General features: G+C 42.2%; 19 protein-coding genes and 1 pseudogene. 8 read left to right on the top strand and 12 right to left on the bottom strand.

What is annotated here, in order from left to right; translation table 11 throughout:
- Positions 1-530: FG-GAP repeat domain-containing protein (locus WBA23_RS16610; protein ID WP_424583406.1), on the bottom strand; the 530-nt coding region annotated here is incomplete at its 3' end.
- 358 nt (positions 531-888) lie between these two features.
- On the opposite strand from WBA23_RS16610, the gene WBA23_RS16605 reads away from it, so the two are divergent.
- Both WBA23_RS16605 and WBA23_RS16600 read left to right on the top strand, forming a co-directional pair.
- Positions 889-3,903, top strand: coding sequence for a PVC-type heme-binding CxxCH protein (locus WBA23_RS16605; protein WP_424583405.1), 3,015 nt, complete (start codon positions 889-891; stop codon positions 3,901-3,903).
- A 126-nt stretch (positions 3,904-4,029) separates the two neighbouring features.
- Positions 4,030-4,278 (top strand): GlsB/YeaQ/YmgE family stress response membrane protein, encoded by a 249-nt coding sequence (locus tag WBA23_RS16600; RefSeq protein ID WP_424583404.1) that lies wholly within the window; start codon positions 4,030-4,032, stop codon positions 4,276-4,278.
- A gap of 98 nt (positions 4,279-4,376) precedes the next feature.
- Here WBA23_RS16600 and WBA23_RS16595 read toward each other — a convergent pair whose 3' ends face one another.
- The 7 genes from WBA23_RS16595 to WBA23_RS16565 all read right to left on the bottom strand — a co-directional run bounded on the left by WBA23_RS16595 (position 4,377) and on the right by WBA23_RS16565 (position 9,749).
- The gene (locus tag WBA23_RS16595; RefSeq protein ID WP_424583403.1) at positions 4,377-5,066 is read right to left on the bottom strand and encodes a DUF6089 family protein; all 690 of its coding nucleotides are present in this window, start codon (positions 5,064-5,066) and stop codon (positions 4,377-4,379) included.
- A 108-nt stretch (positions 5,067-5,174) separates the two neighbouring features.
- On the bottom strand, positions 5,175-6,296 hold the full coding sequence (locus WBA23_RS16590) for a DUF6089 family protein (protein ID WP_424583402.1): 1,122 nt from the start codon (positions 6,294-6,296) through the stop codon (positions 5,175-5,177).
- A 73-nt stretch (positions 6,297-6,369) separates the two neighbouring features.
- Positions 6,370-7,245 (bottom strand): NAD kinase, encoded by an 876-nt coding sequence (locus WBA23_RS16585; RefSeq protein WP_424583401.1) that lies wholly within the window; start codon positions 7,243-7,245, stop codon positions 6,370-6,372.
- Positions 7,246-7,255: 10 nt separating this feature from the next.
- The gene (locus WBA23_RS16580; RefSeq protein ID WP_424583400.1) at positions 7,256-7,921 is read right to left on the bottom strand and encodes a CBS domain-containing protein; all 666 of its coding nucleotides are present in this window, start codon (positions 7,919-7,921) and stop codon (positions 7,256-7,258) included.
- A complete protein-coding gene (locus WBA23_RS16575; RefSeq protein WP_424583399.1) occupies positions 7,918-8,682 on the bottom strand; it encodes an alpha/beta fold hydrolase in 765 nt (254 codons plus the stop codon). Before WBA23_RS16575 ends, WBA23_RS16580 begins: the two co-directional genes overlap by 4 nt.
- 72 nt (positions 8,683-8,754) lie before the next feature.
- Positions 8,755-9,294 (bottom strand): CvpA family protein, encoded by a 540-nt coding sequence (locus tag WBA23_RS16570; protein WP_424583398.1) that lies wholly within the window; start codon positions 9,292-9,294, stop codon positions 8,755-8,757.
- A gap of 5 nt (positions 9,295-9,299) precedes the next feature.
- Positions 9,300-9,749 carry a GatB/YqeY domain-containing protein gene (locus WBA23_RS16565; protein WP_424583397.1) on the bottom strand — a complete coding sequence of 150 codons (450 nt, stop codon included), beginning with the start codon at positions 9,747-9,749 and terminating at the stop codon, positions 9,300-9,302.
- A 181-nt stretch (positions 9,750-9,930) separates the two neighbouring features.
- Between WBA23_RS16565 and WBA23_RS16560 the strand changes: the two genes are divergently transcribed.
- Positions 9,931-10,644 (top strand): pyridoxine 5'-phosphate synthase, encoded by a 714-nt coding sequence (locus WBA23_RS16560; protein ID WP_424583396.1) that lies wholly within the window; start codon positions 9,931-9,933, stop codon positions 10,642-10,644.
- 23 nt (positions 10,645-10,667) lie between these two features.
- On the opposite strand, the gene WBA23_RS16555 is transcribed toward WBA23_RS16560, so the two are convergent.
- Both WBA23_RS16555 and WBA23_RS16550 read right to left on the bottom strand, forming a co-directional pair.
- Complete coding sequence (locus tag WBA23_RS16555; RefSeq protein ID WP_424583395.1) at positions 10,668-11,606, bottom strand: UDP-glucuronic acid decarboxylase family protein; 939 nt, start codon at positions 11,604-11,606, stop codon at positions 10,668-10,670.
- Entirely contained in the window at positions 11,599-12,912 is a 1,314-nt protein-coding gene (locus WBA23_RS16550; protein ID WP_424583394.1) for a UDP-glucose dehydrogenase family protein, read from the bottom strand. The genes WBA23_RS16555 and WBA23_RS16550 overlap by 8 nt, the downstream gene beginning before the upstream one ends.
- A 263-nt stretch (positions 12,913-13,175) precedes the next feature.
- Here WBA23_RS16550 and rpsU point away from each other — a divergent pair, with 263 nt between their 5' ends.
- The 3 genes from rpsU (at position 13,176) to WBA23_RS16535 (ending at position 14,697) form a co-directional block, all read left to right on the top strand.
- Positions 13,176-13,370, top strand: a complete 195-nt coding sequence (gene rpsU / locus WBA23_RS16545; protein ID WP_424583393.1) for a 30S ribosomal protein S21 — start codon at positions 13,176-13,178, stop codon at positions 13,368-13,370.
- A 55-nt stretch (positions 13,371-13,425) separates the two neighbouring features.
- Positions 13,426-14,310 carry a tyrosine-type recombinase/integrase gene (locus WBA23_RS16540; RefSeq protein ID WP_424583392.1) on the top strand — a complete coding sequence of 295 codons (885 nt, stop codon included), beginning with the start codon at positions 13,426-13,428 and terminating at the stop codon, positions 14,308-14,310.
- Positions 14,311-14,397: 87 nt separating this feature from the next.
- Entirely contained in the window at positions 14,398-14,697 is a 300-nt protein-coding gene (locus tag WBA23_RS16535) for an HPF/RaiA family ribosome-associated protein (protein WP_424583391.1), read from the top strand.
- 66 nt (positions 14,698-14,763) lie between these two features.
- Here the strand turns inward: WBA23_RS16535 and metK are convergent, their stop codons facing one another.
- Entirely contained in the window at positions 14,764-16,068 is a 1,305-nt protein-coding gene (metK, locus tag WBA23_RS16530) for a methionine adenosyltransferase (protein WP_424583390.1), read from the bottom strand.
- 65 nt (positions 16,069-16,133) lie between these two features.
- On the opposite strand from metK, the gene WBA23_RS16525 reads away from it, so the two are divergent.
- Together WBA23_RS16525 and WBA23_RS16520 are read left to right on the top strand one after the other, a co-directional pair.
- Positions 16,134-16,325, top strand: coding sequence for a hypothetical protein (locus WBA23_RS16525; protein WP_424583389.1), 192 nt, complete (start codon positions 16,134-16,136; stop codon positions 16,323-16,325).
- Positions 16,322-16,774, top strand: a complete 453-nt coding sequence (locus WBA23_RS16520) for a Uma2 family endonuclease (protein ID WP_424583407.1) — start codon at positions 16,322-16,324, stop codon at positions 16,772-16,774. The genes WBA23_RS16525 and WBA23_RS16520 overlap by 4 nt, the downstream gene beginning before the upstream one ends.
- Positions 16,775-16,881: 107 nt before the next feature.
- On the opposite strand, the pseudogene WBA23_RS16515 reads toward WBA23_RS16520, so the two are convergent.
- Positions 16,882-17,125: pseudogene (locus tag WBA23_RS16515) on the bottom strand (SAM-dependent methyltransferase); the annotation flags it as partial.

The following is a 17,125-nucleotide window of genomic DNA, read 5'->3' as shown; positions in this document are numbered from 1 at the left end:
CCTTCCCCCTCACCACCCTGATTTTCGCGCCCGTGCAACGGCAGCACTACCAGCCGGTAACCGTCATTGGTCTTCACCCAGTGCATCCGGTGTACGGTAGGTTCGTGGGGTAGCTGTACCGGTGTCCAGGTTTGGGTAGGATCATTGGGGCGAATCAAGTAGTGTACCGAACCCGAGGCTAACTCATCGCTGGTTTCACCGGGGTTCCACTGAGCTCCTACCGCTAGTTCTACTTGCCCGTCGTTATCGATATCGGCGGCGGCTAGGCACACGTTGTCTCGTTCGGTTAAATTATTAGTAATAATAAACCGTTGCCAATCTGGGTTTCGGTACCAGACAAATTCCTGCTGGTCGGCCAACAGAATATCGGGGCGTTTATCTCCGTCTACATCACCAATCGCCAGGCCGTAGCCAATATCAATAGTGTCTAAAATCTGAGCCGTAAATTCAGGTGGCGTAGGCTGAGAAAAAGCAGCTACTAAAGTTGAAATCCAGAAGAATAGAAAAAAGTAGTATCGGACGGCGGGCATTGTACAGAAGATTTTGGGGATGTATAGTGTTTGCGTTCTTGTTAATTTACAAAAAAAGCGGATTTCCAGATTAAATCTTATCGATTTCCGTATTTCAAAGCCTCTTTGTACAGCAAAAATAAGAATTAGAAAGATACGCTCACTGATAGCTCCAGCGATTGCTATAGATATTAGATAGTGATATTAATTTGCAAATGGCGTAAACGGCCGCTTTAAAAGAAGTAAAAAATATACTACTTTGTGTGCGTTTATTTTATCAACTTAATTACCAAAAATGCTCAGCTCAAAAAGCTTACCCTTAGCGTTACTTGCCATTGTTTTGATTTGCTTTTGGCAATGTTCAACTTCTGAGGAAGAGATGACAATTGATTACGAATCGCTAACTGATGAAGAAAGACGATCAGTAGACTACGCAGTAGCCGGTTTAGAAGTTGCCGATGGATTGGAAGCTACTCTATTCGCTGCCGAACCAATGGTAGTTAATCCTACCAACATGGATATTGACCATCGGGGCCGAGTTTGGGTCTGTGAAGGCTACAACTACCGCTCTAGACTTAACCCTGACAACCCTACTAAAAAGGAAGGTGATCGTATTTTGATTTTGGAAGATCAGGATAGTGATGGAAAGGCCGATAAGAGTACGGTTTTTTACCAAGGCAATGACGTGAACGCAGCACTGGGTATTTGGGTGATGGATAACCAAGCAATTGTTTCTTGTAGCCCGAATGTTTTTATTCTCACAGATACCGATGGCGATGATAAGGCCGATAAAAAAGAAATATTATTTACCGGATTGAGCGGAGAGCAGCACGATCACGCTATTCACGCAGTAGTATTTGGGCCCGACGGCAAACTATACTTTAACTTTGGAAACGCCGGAAAAGAGATTCTGGACAAAGACGGAAACCCGATCACTGAACAAGCTGGAATTCCGGTATCGGCGGAAGGCGATCCTTATCGCGAAGGTATGGTGTTTCGCTGCGATCCTGATGGCAGTAACTTTGAAGTGCTAGGTCACAACTTCCGAAATAATTATGAAGTAGCTGTTGACTCTTACGGTACGCTATGGCAGTCGGATAACGACGACGATGGCAACAAAGGAGTGCGGATTAATTATGTGATGGAATACGGCAACTACGGCTACCGCGATGAGGTAAATGGCGAAAACTGGCGCACCTACCGTACCGGTATGCACGATGAAATTCCGAAGCGACACTGGCACTTAAACGATCCGGGGGTAGTACCTAATTTACTACAAACCGGAGCAGGTTCTCCTACCGGAATCTTAGTGTACGAAGGTAATCTGCTGCCTGAGCGTTTTCATAACCAGATGATTCACGCCGATGCTGGACCCAATGTAGTTCGGGCGTATCCGGTTGAAAAAGATGGGGCTGGTTACGCGGCTAAAATAGAAAATATCGTCACCGGGAAAGACCAGTGGTTCCGTCCTTCTGATGTTACCGTGGCGCCCGATGGCTCGCTTTTTATTGCCGATTGGTACGATCCGGGCGTGGGTGGACATCAGGTGGGCGATCTTGAACAAGGGCGTATTTACCGAGTAGCTTCCAAGCCCGAAAAGTCATTATTCTCTTCTTCTGAGCAAAAGTACGAAACACCCAAAGTTGATTTATCTTCAGTGGAAGGAGCTATTGAAGGATTACAAAACCCCAATCTATCGGTTCGCTATTTAGCTTGGAAAACGCTCCGCGAAAAAGGAGGCGAAGCAGAGGCCAAGTTAACTGCTCTAGCAGATTCAGAGAATCCTCGCAGTCAGGCTCGGGCTTTTTGGCTACTCTCGAAGTTAGAAGGTAAGGGTGAACAATACGTTGATCAAGCTCTTCAAAGTGAAAACGCTGATCTGCGAATCGCTGGAATCCGGATGGCCCGGCAGCAAGACCGCAACATGGTGCCGGTCTTACAAAAAATGGCGAAAGATGAGTCACCACAAGTACGACGAGAGGTTGCTCTGGCACTGCGCTATCTTGATTCACCTGAGGCGGATAAGCTATGGGCGACTTTGGCCACTCAGCACAATAATAAAGATCGTTGGTATCTGGAAGCACTTGGTATTGGAGCTGATCTACACGCCGAATCCCGCTTTAGAGCTTGGATGAACGAAGTTGGCGAAGATTGGGATACGCCCGTGGGGCGTGATATTATCTGGCGAATGCGTAGTAAAGAAACAATTCCGTTACTGGCTGAGCTCATTCAGGAGTCCGAAGCCAATACTTATCCCGATCGCCTTCGCTATTTTCGGGCATTTGATTTTCATCAGGATGAATCTAAGCAAGAAGTTTTGGCAAATCTTGCAGTACAGCAGCATCCCAATCAGGAAGATATCACCATCTTAGCATTGAACCATATTGATACTGACCGGGTGAAGCAGTCGCCTCAACTAAAAGCCGCGCTGCAAACTTCCTTAGACCAGGTAAAAGGTAGTGATACCTACGTGGAGCTAGTAAAACGCTACGAGCTGAAAGAATATCAACCAGCCCTATTGGCTCTCGCTTTGGAAAAACCCGAAGAAGCCGTGGGAGTGGAAGCCACTAAACTATTACTTGACTTTGATGGTGAATCGTTAGTAATGAATATGCTAAAGGATGGCAGCACGGAAGAGCAGATGGATTTGATTAAAGCTCTCAAACGAGTAAATAGCGAAAAATCAATCGATGTACTGCAAAATGTGGTTAATGACCAGCAACGGCCAATCAGTCTACGGCGCGAAGCAGTAATGGCTTTTGCGGGTAGCTGGGGTGGAGAGAATCGCTTACTAGATATGGTGCGTAGTGGAGATTTACACTCCGATCTGGATTCAATTGCAGCTAAAGTATTTTCTATGGCCATGCGAAATTCTATCTACGAAGAAGGAGCTTTGCTATTGGGTATTGATCAAGAAGCTTCTGATTTGCCCCCGATTAAAAAATTAGTAACCATGCAGGGAGATATTACACACGGTCAAACGGTGTTTGCTCAATACTGCCAGAATTGCCATATTGTAGGCGGACAAGGAGTTGATTACGGTCCGGGGCTATCCGAGATAGGTGATAAGTTAGGAAAAGACGGAATGTACATTGCTATTTTAGAACCAAGTAAAGGAATTAGCTTTGGCTACGAAGGTTATACTCTGAAACTTAATGACGGAAACCAGGTAACTGGTTATATACTCAGCAAAACAGAAGATGAAGTGAAACTTCGTATGTACGGAGGACGTACTGAAACCTACGCTCGCGGCCAGATTGCTTCTATGGAAGAAATGGATCAGTCGTTGATGTTTGATAACCTTGAGCGTAGCATGAGCCAGAAAGATTTAGTATCATTGGTAGAGTATTTAACTACGCTAAAGAAGGATGGATCGGCAATCAGCATGAATTAAAAATTGATATATCTAACAATTAGAAGAAAGAATTGTTTTACTATCATACTCAGTTTAGATTTTTAGCATAACTAACTACAGAACTATTTTTTAATATATTTTTTAACCAAACCTAATTTTACAATTATGAGTATTCTTGCATGGATTGTCATCGGCCTTGTAGCTGGTGCTTTAGCTAAATTTATCATGCCTGGAGATGATCCGGGTGGATTTATTGTCACTATTATTATTGGTATTGTGGGAGCCTTAGTAGGAGGTTTCTTAGCACAGGAGCTACTAGGAATTGCTTCGGGCGGATTTAATATAACTACGCTATTGGTAGCCACCGGCGGAGCGGTCCTTCTACTGTTTATCTATCGGTTAGTCAAGCGATAGCATTATTATAGCATAACCAAGGCCAATACTGGAAGCAGTATTGGCTTTTTTATTCGAGGGAGTTGTTAGAGAGGAAGGGATTTACAATTGCAGAGAAATTAACTATTAAACATATAAGGACAAGGGATTGTCCAAAAGGTATAACTTATTGATACCCCAATAAAGTAGTACCAGTCATTATTGTAACGATTACCATATTCGTAGTTCTTCAGCACAGAATCGCTATCCGATACATTATCAATATAATCAAAAAAAGTCTTGCGAATACCTGCTTCGGCTGAAAGAGAGAATTCAGGAGAGAGAATGTATTTAAATCCAATACCAACTGGCACCACTGGTTGAATGCGACTATGCGATGGTGTTTCTGGAGCGGGTTCCCCAAAATAAGAAACCCCAGCTCCAATAAAGAAATAGGGTGACCAACGCAGTAGGTTCACGTTTTTCTTATAATCTAGAAAATGGTATTCTACTATAGCCGTCAACTCGGCAACTGTGGTGCTGAAAGCGGTATCACGTTGCTGCGCTAAAGCGTCAAACGGAGGGTTATCTGAACCTGCTAAACCACCAAACATGAAATTTCCCCGAACGCTTAAATAATCGGTGAAATTCCGGCGGTATAAAATAAAGCCACCGGGGCGGGTATGTCTCATTCCATAAGACCGCACTACGTCACCAGTATAATTAGTGCCACCAATACCGATACCTACTTCATTATGCTGAGCAGATACTTTACTCTTTGATATACAAAGTAGCAGTAAAATCAGCGGTATTACATTTAAATATCTCACGGACAAAAAGGGCAGAAAAGTTTTTTGCATTGCAAATATAACTGCAATACACGCATTTTGGTATTACCAGCCGAAGAAATCTCGGAAGTATAACCTAATTAATGCTGATTACCGAGGTCTGAATCCGGAATTAGCCAGAGGGCTACGCCCCAGCATAATTACTAGCCGAATTGTAGTCGTTAGAAAAACATCGTTATCGTCAGAGTTGCCTCGCTGGGCACCCGGCTGCCCATAACCCGGTAAGTGAAGATACTCAACCCCATCTACTCCAGTATAAGTGGCCAAATTGGTGTTCAGTACACTATTCTCATCAGTAAACAATGCCTGACGAGATTCGCTAGAAACTACATCTACAGGTTCTAAAGAGCGATCCGACATAATCTTAGCTAAATCGCTCCCTAAAGCCCCTTTATCTACGTATTCGGTACTTATATCATCCAAATAGTCGGTAAAGGAGAAACGATAACCAACTTCAGCCTCAATATCTATTAGCTGACTAAGGCGAAATCGTACTCCAGCCCCTACTGGTATGCTAAAAGAAAAATTAGAGTAACTTTTTCCTTCAGTTCGAAGAGGTTTTAACGCTACCCACTCGCCCGAATTGGGTATCTGTGCCGCAGAAAGCGTATCGCCGGGGGAAAGTATAGCAGCCGAGGGAGCCAATCCTTGTGGACTATGATGAAATACCGATATACCCCCGAAAATATAAGGGGTGAATGATTGGCGCAGGGCCACGGTATAAGGATTAGGAAAAATATCGTACACAAGTACGAGCGATAAATCTTTAATATTATTTCTAAACTGTAGGTTTCGGGCGTAGCGATAAATATCATTCCGGTTATCGGGGTCGGCTACCTCATAATCATTGCTACTAAGCAATCCCCACATGAACCCCAAGCGAGCCGATAGCGATTGCCCTAGCCGAACGCTAGAAGAAATTCCTATACCAGGGCGCGTGAACGAAATATCGGTACTGGCAAAACTCGATCGGGGGGCGATATCTCCAAAATAGTTTAGCGCGTTGGCTGAAATTTCTAGAGTGATATATTGCTTGGCATTAGCAAAAGCCAGTCTTTTTCCCGAAAACTGGGCTACCCGGCTACTTTGATTACGATAAGCTCGTTTTTTTCGGCGATTTTGCGCGTTGCTCTCCCACGGATTGATCATGATGAAGATCATCAGAAGAGCCAGCACAATAACTGATCTGGATTGGAAGTGGACAGTTAGCATATAAGGGGTAATAAGGTATAGATAGCCAGGACAAGTTTACTCGGTTTTATTCCGTGAAACAACTAATTAAAGGCTAATTTCTTACATCAAGTCCCCAATTCAGCTTCTGGCGCAGTGTCTCTAGAAAGTCATTCCCTTCAAATTTTATTAATTTGACTTGGAAGGGAGCCTTACGCAATTGAAAGGGTTCTTCGTTAGTAACTCCGTACGAACGTGAATCAAGGGCTATAAGGTAGCTATCGCTTCGGCTTTCTACCCGAATAGTAATCTGACTTTGATCAGAAACAACCAATGGTCGTACCGTTAAATTATGCGGGCTAATAGGGGTAATTATTAAGTTGCTGGATTGTGGTGAGACAACTGGTCCGCCACAACTAAGTGAGTAGCCAGTAGATCCGGTAGGTGTAGAGATTATTAGTCCGTCTGCCCAATATGAATTTAGATAACGATCATCAAGGTAGGCGTGGGCCACAATCATGGTTGATGTATCTTTCTTAATAACCGTTAATTCATTTAGCGCAAAATTAAGTTCTGCAGGTATGCTGGCTGTTCCGTGCGTTTCTATCAATGTTCTATGGTCGTAAGAATACTGTTTTTGAAACAGTGCATTGATTGCTGTAGTAATTTGATCTTGCGATACGGTAGCTAAAAAACCGAGTCTTCCTACGTTGATGCCCAACACCGGTATCTCCTTTTTGCGAATATGGGTAACGGTCTCGAGCAGAGTACCATCTCCACCAACGCTAATCACAAAGTCTACATCCGGTACGCCCTCTTGGGAGGAGTACACCAATTCGGCTGGATGATTAATTAGAGAGTCTTTAAGGTGAGTGAATAAAGTGTCAGATATCTTTACGTCTGCCTGATGCTTACGGAGTTCACCCAACAGATGTTGAATGCAGTTTAGGCTATTTTCATTAGTCTTTCTTCCGTGAATCGCAAACCTCATTCATGGTCATTTAAATATCTAGGTAACGAAGCAGCGCGTCAAGCCGCTCCTTATCATACGAAGCTATGGAAGCTTCCTGAAATAAAGAAACAACATTGTAGCTAAACCGCTCTAAGGTGGCAACTGTTCGCGATGCGTCTTTACGATCTAGCTTTAGGGTCAACTTAATATAATTTGGGTCAGCAGCATCATTTTGCATGAAACAGCCTATAATTTTAACTCCATCGGACTCAATGAGACGAGTAATTTCAGCTAAGGAGTAGTCAATTTGTTTAACTGATATTTCAATAATACTACCCGGTGACTGAACTGCCGTAGTCTTAGAAAAGGCCCTCAGCAAATCTTGAGCGTCGAATGATCCCAGATATTCTCGGTTTTCGTCTACAAGGGCGAGCATAGAAAGGTCACAATCAGAAAAGGCTTTCACTACCTCATAAAAATGCTGATTAGAATAGACTACACATTTATCTGGATTTAAGTGGTACTCACCTACGGTAGAGTGATCAAATAAATCATCAAATAGCATATCACTAGTAATAAAGCCTTGAAACTGCTCTTCGCGCACAACAGGTAACTGATCTAACGCTTGATCGTCTAATAAAGCAGTAGCTTTAGCAATATCATCTTCCGGTTTAAGTACCGGTATTAGTGGATTAATGAAGTTGAATGCATTCATACAAAAGAGGGTTCTTCTAAAAATTCGGCCAGCACGTCGTTAAATCTTTCAGGCTGTTCCATCATAGGAGCATGGCAGCAATGGTCGATGAAACGTAGGGTAGAATTAGGTATTAAGCGATTAAAATCATGAGCAACGATAGGAGGTGTAATAGTATCGTTCAGCCCCCAAATAAGCAAAGTAGGTACTCTTATTTGATGAATCTGATCAGCCATATTATGCCGTTGAGCTGATTTAGCAATTTGCACAATAGACATACATTTGGGTATACTGCTTACTGTTTCGAAAATTTCGTCAACATATTCTTTACTAATGGTAGATGGATCATAAAATGTATATTCTACCCGTTCCTTGATATATTGATAATTGCCTCGTTTAGGAAACGATCCGCCCATAGAACTTTCAAATAATCCTGAGCTACCCGTTAAAATTAACTGTTTTACCAGTTCCTGATTTGAAATTGTAAAGATAAGTCCAATGTGGCCGCCTAAAGAATTTCCTATAACAGTAAGGTCGCGTATCTCCATCTCAGCAACAAACTTCTCTACATAAGTATGTAATTCCTCTAAACCTGCCTTACGCACCGGCATTTCGTAAACCGGCAACATCGGAATTAATACTCGGTATTGATGCCTAAATCGCTCTACAACTCCTGCCCAATTACTAAGTGCTCCAAACAGACCGTGTAGAAGCAACATAATCTCACCTTCTCCTTCATCTACATAACGATAGCCGTTTCTTTCGTGTATCTGATAATCCATAAATCAGTTGTCCTTACTTACAGTAAACATATGTGTCAGGCAATACGTTTACCAATCTTGACTTTTGTGAGCTTAATGTAATGATAAAGACTGTTTTTCTTTAAAAAAGTTATCAATAGTTTTTACCATTTCTTCCATCGCTGGGAACCATAATATAACATGGTCGATGACTAATGAAGAAAATGGGCGCAACAAATCGTAAAGCTGCCCATTTTTTAAGGAGTCTACTTTTATATCTGCCCAATCTAAGGCTGCCAACAGTAGACTTAGTATAAACGCCCATTTCACTGCACCCAAAGCAGCACCAAGTATATCGTCGGCAAAACCTAAAGGAGTAAGGTGAATAATACTTTTAAGCAACCGACCTAACATAGTGATGGCAACCACAATTACAATAAACGTTAGAAGAAACGCCAGAATAGGTAGTAAGTTGTTCTTAGAACCAAATTGATCTGTCAGCCAAGCGGTAGATTGAGGTAGCAGGTGCAATGCAGCGATGAGAGCTACTATAAAACCGATGATAGCAATCGCCTCTAGCAATATTCCTTTCTTGTATCCCCGATATGCTCCAAGAAAAAGAACGATAACTAATGCCCAATCCCAACCAGTCACGTTTACTAAACTAAAAGTTGGCGTACTATGGTAGACATCGTTTTTCCATCGACCCGACCGGCCAACTCCTTAGAAGCGCGCTCCATTACCTTTCCCATATCTTTTATCCCTGAAGCACCCTCTTCCTCAATAATTTGCTGAAGAGCTTCTTTCACTTCTGCTTCACTCATAGGTTGAGGTAAGTAGCGGTTGATGACGTCTAACTCGGCTTGTTCTTTGGCAGCTAAATCATCTCGTCCCTGTTGCTGGAAGGTTTCTAGTGATTCTTTGCGCTGTTTGGCGGCCTTAGTTAGCAATTGCATTTCAGCGGTTTCAGTCAGATCATTTTTGGCGCCTTTTTCGGTTTCGGCTAGCAGTATCATTGATTTAATACCCCGTAGAGCGCGTAATGTATCTTGATCTTTGGCCCGCATGGCGTCTTTTAAATCGGCTTCTACTTGCTGTTTAAGACTCATATCTTTTTGCTAAGTTGGTAAAGTTATAGATATTGACCACCCATTCTAATGATTGATGAACAGTGACCGATGATTTATAAATGGGTAGACAACTGGCATGTATTATAAATAAAATTTGCATTACTCTTTATTCATCCACCATTAGTCATTATTAATTTCAAGTATACGTAAATTTGAAGAAATGACGAAGTTAAGTGTAAACATCAATAAAATTGCTACGCTACGTAACGCTCGGGGTGGAAACAACCCTAGTGTGACGAAAGTAGCCCAAGACGCAGAAAGGTTTGGTGCTCAAGGAATCACCGTTCACCCTCGGCCCGATGAGCGCCACATTCGCTACGATGATGTTATACAGTTAAAAGATGTAGTTACTACTGAATTCAATATTGAAGGGTATCCTGATGAGCGCTACTTAGAAGTGATTGAGAAAGTACGACCAGCTCAAGCTACTCTCGTACCTGACCCTCCGCACGTGCTCACCTCAAACGCTGGCTGGAATACCATAGAAAAAGCTAATCTTCTAAAAGACATCATCTTCCAAATTAAAGAATGGGGAGTAAGAACGTCAATTTTCGTAGATCCTGACGTAAAAATGGTTGAAGGGGCTGCTTCAGTAGGTACTGATCGTATTGAGCTATATACCGAACCTTACGCTCAGCACTATCACCAAGACCGCGAGAAGGCAGTAGCAGCATATGTTCAGGCAGCTACTAGAGCCAAAGAGCTAAAATTAGGAATTAATGCCGGACATGATCTAGATCTGAAAAATCTTCGCTATCTAAAGGAACAGATTCCGTATCTGGATGAAGTCTCTATTGGTCATGCCCTTATTTGTGATGCACTTTACTACGGACTGGAAAACACCATTCAGCTCTATCGTAAACAACTAGCTTAATTGCAATCGGCTTTTATCACTTACTACGCTCGGTCTTTATAGTATTCGTAAGTAATCTTTAGCCCTTCAGCCCGAGATATTTTTGGTTCCCATCCTAAAATTTCTTTGGCTCGGGAAATGTCTGGCTTGCGCTGCATGGGGTCATCTTTCGGTAGCGGCTTATACACTATTTTTTGATCAGTGCCAGTCAGCTTAATAATTTCTTCAGCAAAATCTTTAATACTAATCTCATCAGGATTACCAATATTCACGGGGTGGGGGTAGTCGCTCAGAAGTAAGCGATAGATACCTTCTACCAAATCGTCTACGTAGCAGAACGAACGTGTTTGTGAACCATCACCGAAAACGGTGATATCTTGCCCGCGTAGTGCTTGACCTAAAAAAGCCGGCAGTGCGCGTCCGTCGTTCAGGCGCATACGGGGACCGTAGGTGTTAAAAATACGGATAATTCGGGTTTCTAGCTTGTGGTAGGTATGGTAGGCCATCGTCATTGCCTCCTGAAACCGTTTAGCCTCATCGTATACTCCCCGGGGGCCAATGGGATTCACATTACCCCAGTACGTTTCAGGTTGTGGATGAACAGTTGGGTCACCGTACACTTCCGAAGTAGACGCTACCAGAATTCGGGCATTTTTAGCACGAGCTAGCCCTAAGCAATTATGCGTTCCTAAAGAACCAACCTTCAATGTTTGAATCGGCATTTGTAGGTAGTCTATGGGACTAGCGGGGGAGGCAAAGTGTAAAATATAATCTAAGTCGCCAGATACATGCACATAATTAGAAACATCGCTGTGATAATATTCAAAATCAGAGCGATGCATCAGGTGTTCAATATTTTTGATGTTCCCCGTAATTAGATTATCCATCGCAATGACGTAGTAACCTTCTTTTAGGAAACGTTCACAAAGGTGGGAGCCGAGAAATCCAGCTCCCCCAGTAATTAATATGCGTTTTTTACTCATGAATATCTTTTCTTCCGATGCTATAGTACACAAAGCCATTTTCTTTCATGGCATCTGGTTCATAAAGGTTTCTGCCGTCAAAGATAACTTTTCCTTTTAGAATTGACGAAAGTTTCTCAAAATCTGGCGTGCGGAAGATAGGCCACTCAGTCATAATGAAAATTGCATCTGCTTGTTCGGCCGCGTGGTATTCATCTACGCAGTACTCAATTTTATCGCCGACTACCTCCCGTACATTTTTCATCGCCTCGGGATCGTACACTTTTACTTTCGCACCCGCTTTCAATAGTTCCTCTATGTTATACAACGCTGGAGCTTCCCGAATATCATCGGTATAAGGCTTAAACGCCAATCCCCAAAGGGCAATAGTTTTACCGCTCAAATCGCCTCCGTAATATTCCTTGGCCTTATCAATCAATCGAGTCTTCTGTCCATGATTAATGTCCATTACCGAGTTCAATATCTTGAAGTCATAATCAGCATCTTTAGCTGATTTGGCCAATGCTTGCACATCTTTAGGAAAGCAGCTTCCTCCGTAACCAATGCCGGCAAACAGAAATCGTTTACCAATTCGGGTATCCGTGCCAATACCTTTACGTACCATATCTACATCAGCTCCTAAAAGCTCACAGAGATTAGCAATCTCGTTCATAAAGGTAATTTTGGTAGCTAAGAATGAGTTAGCCGCGTACTTAGTAAGTTCAGCCGAAGCTTCATCCATAAAGATAACCGGATTACCCTGCCGTACCATAGGAGCGTACAGCTTATTCATAACTTCTTGTGCTTTAGGTGAGGTGGTTCCTACTACTACCCGGTCAGGTTTCATAAAATCTTCTACCGCTACTCCTTCTCGCAAGAATTCAGGGTTAGAGACTACACTAAAATCAACTTTAGCATTTTCAGCGATCTTTGCTCGTACCTTTTCGGCAGTGCCTACGGGGACGGTACTTTTATCTACAATGACTGTATAATCTTCTAAAATAGGTCCCAGATCAGAAGCTACTTTTAGTACGTACTGTAGATCAGCTGAACCATCTTCACCAGGGGGGGTCGGAAGGGCTAGAAAGATAACCTTGGCTCCTTCAATGCCTTCTTTCAAATTGGTAGTAAAGTGAAGGCGGCCTTGTTTAATATTTCGGTCAAATAGGGCATCTAAACCAGGTTCATAAATTGGAATTTCGCCGTTTCTTAACTTGTCTACCTTTTTCTCATCAATGTCAACGCAATTAACGGTATTTCCGGTTTCGGCGAAGCATGTTCCGGTTACTAAACCAACATACCCGGTGCCAACTACTGCTATCTTCATAATCTTTTAGAATTTAATTTATAAGCAAAAATAGTATAGATCAATTATATTACAAATGTAATAAAATTATCTTATTCTAATAAATATTTTAAATAAAAAGCGGTATCCTGTAACTGAACTTATTTATCTAACATCTTCGTTTGTGATATAATACTCATCTAAAGAGCTTACAAGCTAGTTTAGCTGAAAAGAGTTGTTCTCCTTGAAATCATTTAGTAGATTCGCAGTCTTAATTGAAGAGCTGCAAAAATAAAGAATATTTTATGATTACTGTAAATGTAAAAGAAAACGAATCAATTGACCGAGCACTAAAGCGGTTTAAGAAAAAATTTGAAAAAACAGGCACCCTTCGTGAGTTACGTTCACGTACCCATTACGAAAAGCCTTCAGTATCTCGTCGTACCGAACGTATTAAAGCCGCGTACCGTCAGCGTATGCAGTCTTTGGAAAATGGCTAGTAGGTAGTATACTTACTGGTTTTTTTCTTATATTCAGGGCGTTAGCCCTTTTTTTATGATTGATACATTTGTTAAATTTTTAACTTACGAGAAGCGAGCCAGCCCGCATACTATTACGTCTTACCATACGGATCTACTTCAGTTTCACGCTTTTTTGAAACATCATGCTCCCGGTTTACCTACTGAAAAAGCCGATCATCAGGAAATTAGAGCATGGATTGTTGATTTGGCCAATAAACAAAATACAGCCCGATCTATCAATCGAAAGATTAGTACTTTGCGCTCGTATTACAAATTTCTTCAGCATCGGGAGTACATTAAGCAAAATCCTACCCATAAAGTACGAGCCTTAAAGGCAAATTATCCGCTGCCGCACTTCGTACAGAATAATGACTTATTTGAGTTGCTTGAACAATGCAAGTTCAGTAAAGATTTTCCTGGCTTTCGTGATCGTCTTATCTTAGAACTTTTCTACGGATCAGGCATTCGCTTGTCGGAACTCATAAATTTAGAAACCAATTTGGTTAATCTGATTGATGTAACGCTAAAGGTACGAGGTAAAGGAGCCAAAGAGCGTATTATTCCTTTTCCGAAAAGTATAGCGACGTTAATAGAGCACTATTTGGAAGCGAAGCGTACGTTTTTTACTAATGATGCTAGTAACCACTTTTTATTGGTTACCAACAAAGGCGATCAGTTGTACCCAATGATGGTATACCGAACTGTGCGAAAGTATTTAGATCAGTACACTACTATTGACAAGCGAAGTCCCCATGTGATGCGCCATACATTTGCTACGCATTTGCTGAATAACGGGGCTGATTTGCATGCGATTAAAGATTTGTTAGGGCACGCTACATTAGCCGCTACGCAAGTGTACACTCATAATTCTACTGAACAGTTGAAAAAAGTATTTGAGCAAGCTCATCCAAAAGCTTAATTTTTTCTAAAATTCATATTTTTTTAATCCTTCTTACCTAAATGTAGTTGGATTAGATAACATATTTTTCATTTAACCTAATTTGATATGAAGCTACAAATGCATGCTGTCCATTTTGATGCCGACGCTAAACTGATTGATTTTATTCAGCGGAAAGTTGATAAACTAGAGGCTATTTATGAGCGAGTAGTAGACGGAGAAGTATTTCTAAAACTTGAGAATGGTGAAGCGGTTGATAATAAAGTTGTGGAGATCAAACTCAATATTCCGGGTAACCAGCTTTTTGTGAAGGAGCAGAACGAATCCTTTGAGGCTGCGGCCGACCAAGCGGTAGAAGTTATGCGAAGGCAACTGAAGAAACACAAAGAGAAGCAATCGGCCCGATGATTCAATAAAAAAGGATTCGGCTCTAACCGAATCCTTTCTTTTTATCTTAATAAAACAACGGGAAATCTAAACACCGAAAGCTTCTTTAATTTTATCCACATAGTCTAACTTTTCCCACCCAAAGAAGCTTACACTTTTGTTGATCTTAGTGTTCACTGTGCGGTTCACATTATCCTCTTGCTGAACTTCTATTACTTCAATAGCCACTTCTCCTTCGTAGGGCTCACGACCCATGTGCCCGTAAGCGGCAGTAGGTGAAAAAATGGGTTGCTTTAAACCAAATCGCTCTACAATAGCCTTTGGGCGCATATCAAATAGTTCGCGGGTAATCTCAGCAATTTCTGCATCCGACTTATCCACTTGTGCTGTTCCGTAGGTATCAATGAGTAATGATACCGGATTAGCTACTCCAATAGCATAAGCCACCTGTACTAATACTTCATTAGCGATTCCCGCAGCCACTAAGTTTTTAGCAATATGCCGAGCAGCATAAGCAGCACTACGGTCAACTTTGCTAGAGTCTTTACCCGAAAAAGCGCCACCACCGTGGGCACCCCGCCCTCCGTAGGTATCTACAATAATTTTACGGCCGGTTAACCCTGCATCGCCGTGGGGGCCACCAATTACGAAGTTGCCAGTAGGATTGATATGGTAGATGGTATCTTGTAGTAAATCGGTGGGAATTACTTTCTTTACTACGTGGGTAATAACATCCTCGCGAATACGAGCCAGCATTTGTTTCTCAGCTTCGCTTTTTGCTTGAGAACTATCATTGTCCGGCTGAATAAAATCATCGTGCTGGGTAGAAACCACTACCGTATGCACTCGGGTAGGTTGTTTATTATCGTCGTATTCTATGGTTACCTGAGCCTTAGCATCAGGGCGTAAATAGGGAATTAGCTCCGGTTGTTCGTGGCGGATGCGAGCTAATTCTTGTACCAACCGATGCGAGAATGCCAGGGCCATCGGCATATACTCAGAAGTTTCTTGGTTCGCGTACCCAAACATCATTCCTTGGTCACCGGCTCCCTGCTCTTTATCTTCTCCTTCGTTTACCCCTCGAGCAATGTCGGGTGACTGGCTGTGTAAAGTAACTACCACTCCACAGGATTCGGCATCGAACATATAATTGCCCTTGTCATACCCAATCTTATGAATCGTTCTTCGAACAATATCGGGAATTTCTACGTAGGCAGTTGTCGTTACTTCTCCACCCACTACTACTAAGCCGGTAGTAACAAATGTTTCGCAAGCTACGCGAGAATTAGGATCTTGGGTGAGCATTGCATCCAAGATAGCATCCGAGATTTGATCGGCTACTTTATCAGGATGTCCTTCGGAAACTGACTCAGACGTGAATAAATACGGCATAAAATGATATAGTAAGTTTTGACCGCCAAAGTTAATGAAATGCCGTTAAACTCAAACTTAATATTATGCTCGTTATTTTATATTTAAAGAAACGTTGGAAGCTTTGCAACACGGGAGTTACGTTAGAGCGACATACGATTGATATTGATGCCTACCACCGGATGATTGAAGCTGGTATCTTAACCGAAGACGATCGAGTGGAGCTTATTCACGGCGAAATTATTCGCGTGAGGCGGGGGCGGGCGCCCCTCCGATAGGAAAATTACACATTGCAATTGTTGATCGTATTAGTAATTTACTTATAAAGCTAATAGGTGAACAAGCTATTGTACGAGTGCAGAGTCCTATTATCATTCCTGAAGAAAGCGAACCGGAACCTGATGTCACTTTACTTAAACCCCGCTCGGACTTTTACGCTTCCCTAGATGCTCAACCGGATGGTGTATTTTTGGTAGTAGAAGTGGCCCATACTACTTGGGATCGTGACTACGAGATAAAACGTCCGCTGTACGCCACCGCTGGTATTCCAGAGTTGTGGTTGGTAAATGTAGATAAACACGAGATTGAGGTGCATCGCAATCCGGTTCCTGGTACCTACAAAAGTATTAGCATCTTACAGTCTGGTGATGAAGTAGCGTTACCGGTAACGGGAGTTACTGCTACCGTTCAGGTAGACGACTTACTTGGCCCTCGCCCAGAAGCTTAAGTATTGGTGTTTATGTATTAGTGTACTCTTGTGTTCAGGTTAGATAGCTTCTTTTCTGCACGGTTTTAAAAATATTCAAGAATTAGCTACTTGAATATTTTAATCTACTACTTGTTTGTGAACAGCAAAAATACCGTAGGCACTTTATGTAGATCAGGCAGGTTTTTACGCCAGCGATGAACTGGTTGAGTTTTTATGTATTCGTTGGAACCGTTGATATTTTTGGCGACACAAAGTAAGGTTTTGGGTTGACAGTGCTTAACAACATCGGCTAATAACTGATTATTTCGGTACGGGGTTTCCATAAATATTTGCGTTTGCTGGTACTGCTGTGATAGTTTTTCTAGCCTC

The sequence above is a fragment of the Tunicatimonas sp. genome, assembly GCF_049647865.1.
Classification (GTDB): domain Bacteria; phylum Bacteroidota; class Bacteroidia; order Cytophagales; family Cyclobacteriaceae; genus Tunicatimonas.
Note: the sequence above shows the minus strand (reverse complement) of the source record. Positions and strands in the feature narration are given on the sequence as shown.